We start from the raw sequence: 7298 nt of genomic DNA, 5'->3' as shown, positions 1-7298 counted from the left end.
AAATTAGAGAAAGACAGTGTGTTGTGTAGTGATGGCTATAAGCCCTACATAGCTCTTTCTGAGAAAAATGATTTAATACACAAGCGCTTAGATGTGGCAGGAGGAATTAAGGTGATAGATAAAGTCTTTCACATTCAAAATGTTAACGCCTATCACAGCCGTCTGAAAGCGTGGATAAAACGGTTTCACGGAGTAGCCACAAAATACTTGGAACACTACCTAGGTTGGTTCAGGTTTATGGATACTCCAGAAAACCTTAACGAAAACAGGCTCTTTTCGATTCAACAACAGTTAATCCGAACATAGCCAAAATTAAACAATCACTGGAAGAAGAAGAAACTCAGCTTTATGTGGCGGGAATTGAATGCCAGAAAAATGAATCGGTGAGCACGCCGATGTCCAAGCAACGACTAGCGCTGTTGTCACGCATTGATCTGGATGTGTACGAAAAGTTGCAGGCCCTGCAACAAAATTACTCCCATGTGGTTCATATTATCGATTTGTCGGCGTTGCTCAATTCCTTTATTAAAACCGGCATTGTACCTGACCCGGCAAAGGAGAATGCCGCAGTTGCGGCATCCGCCAACAAGGTTACATAATAAAGTCGACCACCCCACCGTCTACACGCAGTGCGCTGCCAGTGGTGGCTGACGCCAGTGTCGAGCAAGTGTAAGTGATCATGCTGGCCACTTCCTCAACCGTTGCCATGCGTTGGATCACCGATGACGGGCGATTTTCCATAACAAACTTCACCCCGGCTTCCTCAATAGAAATGCCATTTTCTTCAGCTGATTGCGCCAGGAATGCCTGCGCGCCCTCGCTCAGAGTAGGCCCGGGCAACACTGCATTCACGGTCACACCGGAGCCAGCCAGACGTTTCGCCAGGCCCCGGGATAAACCAAGCAACGCGGTTTTACTTACACCATAATGAATCATATCGCCGGGAATATTCAGCGCAGACTCAGATGCCACATACAGGATCCGGCCCCAACTATTTTCAACCATGGCTGGCGCATAATGACGACTGAGGCGAACTGCCGACATCACATTCACATCGTAATATTGCTGCCAGGTGTCATCGTCAGTATCAAAAAAGTCCTGAGTACCGTAAATGCCCAGGTTGTTAACCAGAATATCTGCAGCTGGTACCGCCTTGATAAGCTTGTTGCAACCTTCTGCAGTGCTTAAGTCTGCCGCTACACCCGATACGTCAGCGTTGGCAACTGCCTGCTTCACCGCATCCACTGCCTGCGTAACTTTTTGTTCGGTACGGCCGTTAACGATAACTTTTGCGCCGCATTGAGCAAGCTGTTTGGCTGCTCCCAGTCCGATACCTTCTGTTGAACCGGTAATAATTGCCACTTTTTCATGTAAATCGATTTTCATTTGCTAAACTCCATGTTTTGTAGGGCGAGATAAGTTATACGCCGAAGATGGAATTTCGTCATAAGTGGTTGTGGAACGGAGTATTCGAAGGAATAGAATCATGCCTGATGCAGTCAGAGCAGGTTTTGCAAACACCTCCTTCTAAATAACTATTGCATAGCTTCAGGCAATGTTGCTAATGTGTGAGTCTGTGTTTAGAGACTGCTTTTGTCTTGCTGAAAGCAGGTCGATGCTTTGGGTTGTATAAAGCACACAAGAATATGATTATCTTAAAAATTTTTTTAAAAATAACGCTACTTAGTATAAGTTTAATCAGTAGTGCTGTGGTGACTGCGAAAACCATTACGGTGGTTGACGAACAAGGCCGACCGTTTATTGATGCTGTGATCAGCGTGGCAGCGGCCGCCGGAGAAAAGTCAAACCTGCCTGCCCCTTCCCGGCAACCGGCTATTATGGATCAGGTAAATCGCCAGTTTGAGCCCACCACGCTGGTTATCGAACAGGGCCGCACAGTGGTGTTTCCCAATAGCGACAACATCCGCCATCACGTTTATAGTTTCTCTCAGCCTAAACCTTTTGAAATTAAACTCTATGCCGGTGACTCTGTGCCGCCCGTGCAGTTCGACAAATCGGGGATCGTGGTGCTTGGCTGTAATATCCACGACTCCATGCTAGGGTTTATTTATGTAAAAGATAGCAATCCCTCGTGGCAAACCAACCAAAATGGTCAGGCCGAAATAACCACCGCGCAAGGTGAAATACTGATTTGGCATCCAGACCTCTCCGTTAACCACCTTGAGCGATTGCCCTATGCGCTAACCGGCGGTGACGAGCCGGTCACAATCACTTTGCCACGAGTTGCCCAACTGGAAACATCCAAGCGGGTATTCGGCAATAGCAAGTTTAAGCGCCAATGACCGTTACCCTCCGTCAGTCGCTGTTTCAGATACTGTTTATTGGTATTTTTATCACAGCGTCGATGATCCTGGGGAACGTCTGGACAGTCACCTCAAAAACCGCCTTCAATCAGGTGACTAAAAATATCGAAGTCGCCAATTCTGTATTGGAGCAATTGCTTCAGGATCGCAGCGAACAGCTACTCAACTCTGCCAGGGTACTCACCGACGACTTTGGCTTTAAACAGGCGGTTGCTACCGGCGACATTCCAACCATTCAAAGTGTATTACAAAATCACGGTCAGCGTATTGAGTCAGACTTTATGATGCTGACCGACTTATCCGGTAAGGTGTTGGAAAGCCAGCCGGGTTATTTTGCCCGCGGCAGCGAATTCCCTTACCCCGATATCATTAACGCAGTGCTCGAAGGCGGTGGTTCTGAGAATGCCATCATTGTAGACGGCAGCCTGTACCAGGTAATTATGTTGCCGGTTTATGCCCCTAACCCCATTGCCATTGCCGGTATTGGTTTTATGGACGGCGATGCGTTTTTAAAGCAGGTCAAAAAAATCATTCAGGCTGATATCATCGTTTCTTCGAAGCGTTCGGTAAATGGCGCTCATGTTGTTTTACACAGCAGCCTGCCTTACATTCAGGCACAGAGAGTAATCAATGCCGATAAGCAAACCCTGAACTGGTTTGATGTAACCTTTTCACGGGATACCCCTTACCTGACCCGCGACATCAAATTGCCCGACACGTTAAGTAATGAAGTATCAATAACACTAGCGGTAGACGTATCAACCCACTTTGATAATTTTACCCAGTTGCAATTTAATATCCTTGGTATTTCTTTGCTGGCTATCGCCGGCTCTATGTTGCTATCAATGTTTATGGCCAGCCGGGTCAACAAGCCAGTGGCCAGCTTAGTCACTGCAGCCAATCATCTGGCTGACGGTAATTACGAGCAAAGCGTAAAAACCTCCGGGCATTTACAGGAGATTAACGAACTGTCGGACGCCTTTGTGCGCATGAAAGACAGTATTCAAAGCCGTGAGCAGCGCATTCTGATGCAGTCGCGGCTGGACATGCTAACCCGCCTGTATAACCGCAGTTACATGGAAGAGCTTATTCAGCAGCGCCTGGATGCCGGTGAGTCTTTGCAGGTTATCGGCATTAATATCCGCGACTTCAGAACCATTAATGATCTGTATGGCTATTCCAATGGCGATACCTGCATTATTTCAATTGCTGAGCGAATTAAACGCTGGCGTGGCACCGCGGCCCGCTTATCCGGTGGTGAGCTCGTGTGGTTTGCTAACGAGCCACTCACTGACGAACAGTTGGAAACCTTCCATACGATTCTGGAACAACCGGTTGCCACTCAACAGCTGGTAATGCCAATTAAACTGGTATTCACCGTGGTAAACTGCCCTGCTGATGCCGATAACGCGCAGGATCTTTTCCGGCGCATGAATATTCTGCTCGATGAAGCAGAAATGGGCGCTAACTGGCTGCTCCAGTTCAGCTCAGAAATAGAGCAGCGTTATCTGCGACGCCTGAGTATTATCACTGAATTAAAAGAAGTGCTGCAGAGTGAGCAGGATGAATTATCGCTGGTTTATCAGCCTAAGATTAGTCTTGAAACTCGTCAGGTAAACGGCCTTGAAGCGCTTATCCGCTGGAACAGCCAGCGCCTTGGCTTTATTCCACCGGATGAATTTATTGAGATTGCTGAACAGGCGGGTTTTATTGAGCAGGTGACCGACTGGGTACTTAATCGGGTCGTTGCCGATATCCTGATACTCCGTGAGCATCAGATACATATCAAACCGGCGGTCAACTTGTCGACCCAGGATATTCAAAACCGGCCATTACTTGAACGGCTCATTGCCTTACTTGATGCCAATGAATTAAGCGCCGATAATATCACCCTAGAGATCACCGAAAGCGATTTGGTAGCCGATGCTAAGATTGCCATCGCCAACCTGCAATTTTTGCAGGATAAGGGCTTCAGTATTGCTATAGATGATTTTGGCACCGGCTATTCATCGCTTGCGTATTTAAAGAATTTACCCGTATCAGCGATTAAAATTGACAAAGCGTTTGTACTCAACCTCAGCACCGATACTGAAGATCAGCAAATCGTACATACTGTGCTAAGCCTTTCTAACATATTTGATTTAGAAGTTGTGGCGGAAGGTGTAGAAGATGCTAATGCCATGGAGATCCTGGCTGAATGGGGTTGTGATACTGCACAAGGCTATTATATTAGTCGCCCGCTACCACTTGGCGGACTGATTGACTGGCTGGCTTCATCTGACTATTACCAACACTAGGGAGTTTTGCGTGCGACTAACAAAACTGATAAGCAGTATCCTTATTTTCTGTACCGGCCTGGCCTGCGCCGGTGACGGTAAACTGATTGGCACCGCGGGCCTTAACCAGCTGGAAGGCAGCGGCGGTGGCGGCATTGTGCCCTGGGCCACCTTATCGGGTTACGATACTCAGGATGAGGTGTCAGCCAATGCGTTTATCACCCAGGTGAACCTCGATGATTACCGTCTTAACGTACTCGGAGCCAGCGTGTCTTTGTATGACCGCGCAGAATTCAGTGTAGCTCGTCACGTGTTTGATCTAACAACCCTTGGCGGCGAGATAGCGCAGACGGTTTACGGCGCCAAGTTTAAGCTCTACGGCGATGTTGTTTACTCTGACTGGCCGCAGTTGAGTGCGGGTGTGCAGTATAAGGATCTTGAAGACACCGCTGTGGCCAATCTGGTGGGCAGTGAAGACACCTCAGGCACTGATATTTACCTGGCTGCTACAAAAGTCCATTTGGGCGCCGCTGGCGGCTATAACCTGGTCTGGAACCTTACCGGCCGGCTGACCAAAGCAAATCAGCTGGGTCTGCTGGGTTTCGGCGGTCCGCAAAACAGCGATTATGAACTGATGCTGGAAGGCAGCCTTGGCGTGTTGTTTTCCCGTCATTTCGCGGCAGGAATAGAATATCGCCAGAAGCCCGACAACCTGGGGCTTGGTGAAGATGACTGGATGGATGTTTTTGTGACTTATATCCCGTCTAAGAATGTTAATTTTACCTTGGCGTGGGCCGACTTAGGCAGCATTGCCGGCGCTACCGGCCAGAAAGGCTTGTATTTATCTGTGGGAGGTCAGTTATGGTAAAACCACTGTTGGTCATTGCTGCTTGTGTAGCAATCCTGAGCGGCTGTGCCAGTCGTTCTGACACGCTGTATGAAGAACTGGGCGGCCAGGCAAAAATTAACGAAATCGTTGAGAACTTTGTTTATGAAATCGAGTACAACGACACTATCCTGCCCTATTTCGCAGACACCGACATCGACCGCTTTATGGAAAAGTTTGCCGAGCAGCTGTGCGTTTTTTCAGGCGGCCCCTGCAGCTATTCGGGCGATACCATGGAGCAGGTACACGGCGGTATGAACATCACCGAGGCTGATTTCAATCTGACCGTAGATTTATTCATTAACGCCATGAATAAAGCCAATGTCCCCCATACCGTGCAGAATAAACTGATTAATCGAATGACTCATACCCGCGAGCAAATGCTGTATCTCTGAGCACAGAGAAGCAGAATCAGTCATTCAGCGTTGATTAAACAAATCCCCGCAATCTGGCGGGGATTTTTTTGTCTGTGGGATAATCGTTCAGGCTTTACTATCCACTTCTTTACACCGTGCAATTTCCGGTATCAGAGCTTTAAAGGAGGTAATCTGGCTTATCGGCTTTCCCGCCGCCACTTGTTCGGCTATTCCTGCAAACTCAGCATCAGACAGTGCACTTCTTAATACCTTGTCCATACAGCTGCAGAAGGCTACCGCATGGTTATCCTGACGTTCGATACCACGGGCTATGCACCCCTGTTTTATTGAGCTTTTGAACGCCTCCAGCTGTTCTGAAGTGACACTGCCTCTGGCACTGACAGAGAAGGTAACAGAAAGTGCAAAGAGCACTGCATATTTCATTAGGATCTCCGGGCTATGTAACCCGAGATCGGCTTAAGCCACGACCATTGAATTACGCTCAACATCAGTAATATCAAGTGATGGCTTGTTTTCCTTGAGGCAGTAAGCAACCAGGCCTGCCATCAGATTAAGCGTAAAACCGTTCATACTGCGATGTCTTGAGTGCTCAATGAATGAAATGTTCTTCAATTGGTCGTTGATGGTTTCAATAATGAAGCGTTTTGAAAGCATTGCTCTGTCCCATAAAGACATCGCTTTTGCTTTCATATTTTTGCGAACCGTGGTGATAAGTTCGACGCCTTTATCAAATAAATTAGCTTCAAGTGCTTTGCTTAAATAGCCCTTGTCTCCGTACAATTTACCCGGTAAATGTTGAGCTAATTCCTCAACAGGTTTTGTGTCATGAACATTACCCGTCGTCACTTTTGCTGCGACTATTTCGCCGTGATGATTGACGATTAAGTGTAGTTTGAAACCATAAAACCAGCCCATGGTGCCTTTTCCTCTTTGTGCAATTCCGTCGAAGGTTTTATGTCTGGGAATGCGAATGTTGTGGCAGACTTTTAAACTCGTTGAGTCAATGAATTCGATGCCTGTAGGCTTGCCCTTAAGCGAACTAAAATAGGCACACATGGGGACAATAGTACGAGGCATCACTTCTAAAAAACGCGTGTAACTGAGTAGAACAGGGAAGTCTTTACGATAAAAAGCGTGAACATACCCCAAGTAATAATTCTTAAAATCACGATGATGTGACATGTGGAAACCGATAATAATGGTCATCATTTCACTCATTGACATACGGCAAGCTCGTTGTCTTTTTCGAGTACCGTCTTCCAGCAGCTGCTTTTGCCATTGAGGGATAAACACTTTGCAAAAATCATCGACATCGCAAAATAATTCTACTAACTTCTTCATGCCTGTTCCTTTTGTTTGATTGAATCGTTCTTGGTCGAAAGATCCGATCTGGGAACAGGCATTTAGTTCAATTTCTTAAACAGGATTGGGGTTA

9 protein-coding genes are annotated in these 7298 nt (G+C 47.1%); 6 read left to right on the top strand and 3 right to left on the bottom strand.

The window, feature by feature from the left end; all coding sequences use genetic code 11:
- A partial coding sequence (locus C6Y40_RS01185; RefSeq protein WP_146129467.1) for an IS1595 family transposase occupies nucleotides 1-306 on the top strand: 306 nt, incomplete at its 5' end.
- Between the two features lie 44 nt (nucleotides 307-350).
- A complete protein-coding gene (locus tag C6Y40_RS01180) occupies nucleotides 351-599 on the top strand; it encodes a hypothetical protein (protein WP_105932944.1) in 249 nt (82 codons plus the stop codon).
- Here the strand turns inward: C6Y40_RS01180 and C6Y40_RS01175 are convergent.
- Nucleotides 592-1386, bottom strand: coding sequence for an SDR family NAD(P)-dependent oxidoreductase (locus tag C6Y40_RS01175; RefSeq protein ID WP_105932943.1), 795 nt, complete (start codon nucleotides 1384-1386; stop codon nucleotides 592-594). The two genes, C6Y40_RS01180 and C6Y40_RS01175, sit on opposite strands and share 8 nt — an antisense overlap.
- 326 nt (nucleotides 1387-1712) lie before the next feature.
- Here C6Y40_RS01175 and C6Y40_RS01170 point away from each other — a divergent pair, with 326 nt between their 5' ends.
- Genes C6Y40_RS01170 through C6Y40_RS01155 form a run of 4 tightly spaced genes read left to right on the top strand, consistent with a single transcriptional unit; the run spans nucleotide 1713 to nucleotide 5881 of the window.
- The gene (locus C6Y40_RS01170) at nucleotides 1713-2303 is read left to right on the top strand and encodes a methylamine utilization protein (protein ID WP_146129466.1); all 591 of its coding nucleotides are present in this window, start codon (nucleotides 1713-1715) and stop codon (nucleotides 2301-2303) included.
- Nucleotides 2300-4621 (top strand): bifunctional diguanylate cyclase/phosphodiesterase, encoded by a 2322-nt coding sequence (locus C6Y40_RS01165; RefSeq protein ID WP_105932941.1) that lies wholly within the window; start codon nucleotides 2300-2302, stop codon nucleotides 4619-4621. Before C6Y40_RS01170 ends, C6Y40_RS01165 begins: the two co-directional genes overlap by 4 nt.
- A 10-nt stretch (nucleotides 4622-4631) precedes the next feature.
- Nucleotides 4632-5468, top strand: coding sequence for a DUF3034 family protein (locus tag C6Y40_RS01160; protein WP_105932940.1), 837 nt, complete (start codon nucleotides 4632-4634; stop codon nucleotides 5466-5468).
- Nucleotides 5462-5881: a group I truncated hemoglobin gene (locus C6Y40_RS01155; RefSeq protein WP_170308381.1), complete on the top strand. Its 420-nt coding sequence runs from the start codon at nucleotides 5462-5464 to the stop codon at nucleotides 5879-5881. Before C6Y40_RS01160 ends, C6Y40_RS01155 begins: the two co-directional genes overlap by 7 nt.
- Nucleotides 5882-5968: 87 nt before the next feature.
- Here C6Y40_RS01155 and C6Y40_RS01150 read toward each other — a convergent pair whose 3' ends face one another.
- Together C6Y40_RS01150 and C6Y40_RS01145 are read right to left on the bottom strand one after the other, a co-directional pair.
- Nucleotides 5969-6286 (bottom strand): hypothetical protein, encoded by a 318-nt coding sequence (locus C6Y40_RS01150; RefSeq protein ID WP_105932939.1) that lies wholly within the window; start codon nucleotides 6284-6286, stop codon nucleotides 5969-5971.
- A gap of 33 nt (nucleotides 6287-6319) precedes the next feature.
- Nucleotides 6320-7204, bottom strand: a complete 885-nt coding sequence (locus C6Y40_RS01145; RefSeq protein ID WP_105932938.1) for an IS982 family transposase — start codon at nucleotides 7202-7204, stop codon at nucleotides 6320-6322.
- Between the last annotated feature and the right edge of the window lie 94 nt (nucleotides 7205-7298).

Origin of the sequence: Marisediminitalea alba (assembly GCF_002993365.1) — a bacterium.
Classification (GTDB): domain Bacteria; phylum Pseudomonadota; class Gammaproteobacteria; order Enterobacterales; family Alteromonadaceae; genus Alteromonas; species Alteromonas alba.
The sequence above is the reverse complement of the archived record's forward strand: the minus strand, read 5'-3'. Positions and strand labels throughout refer to the sequence as shown.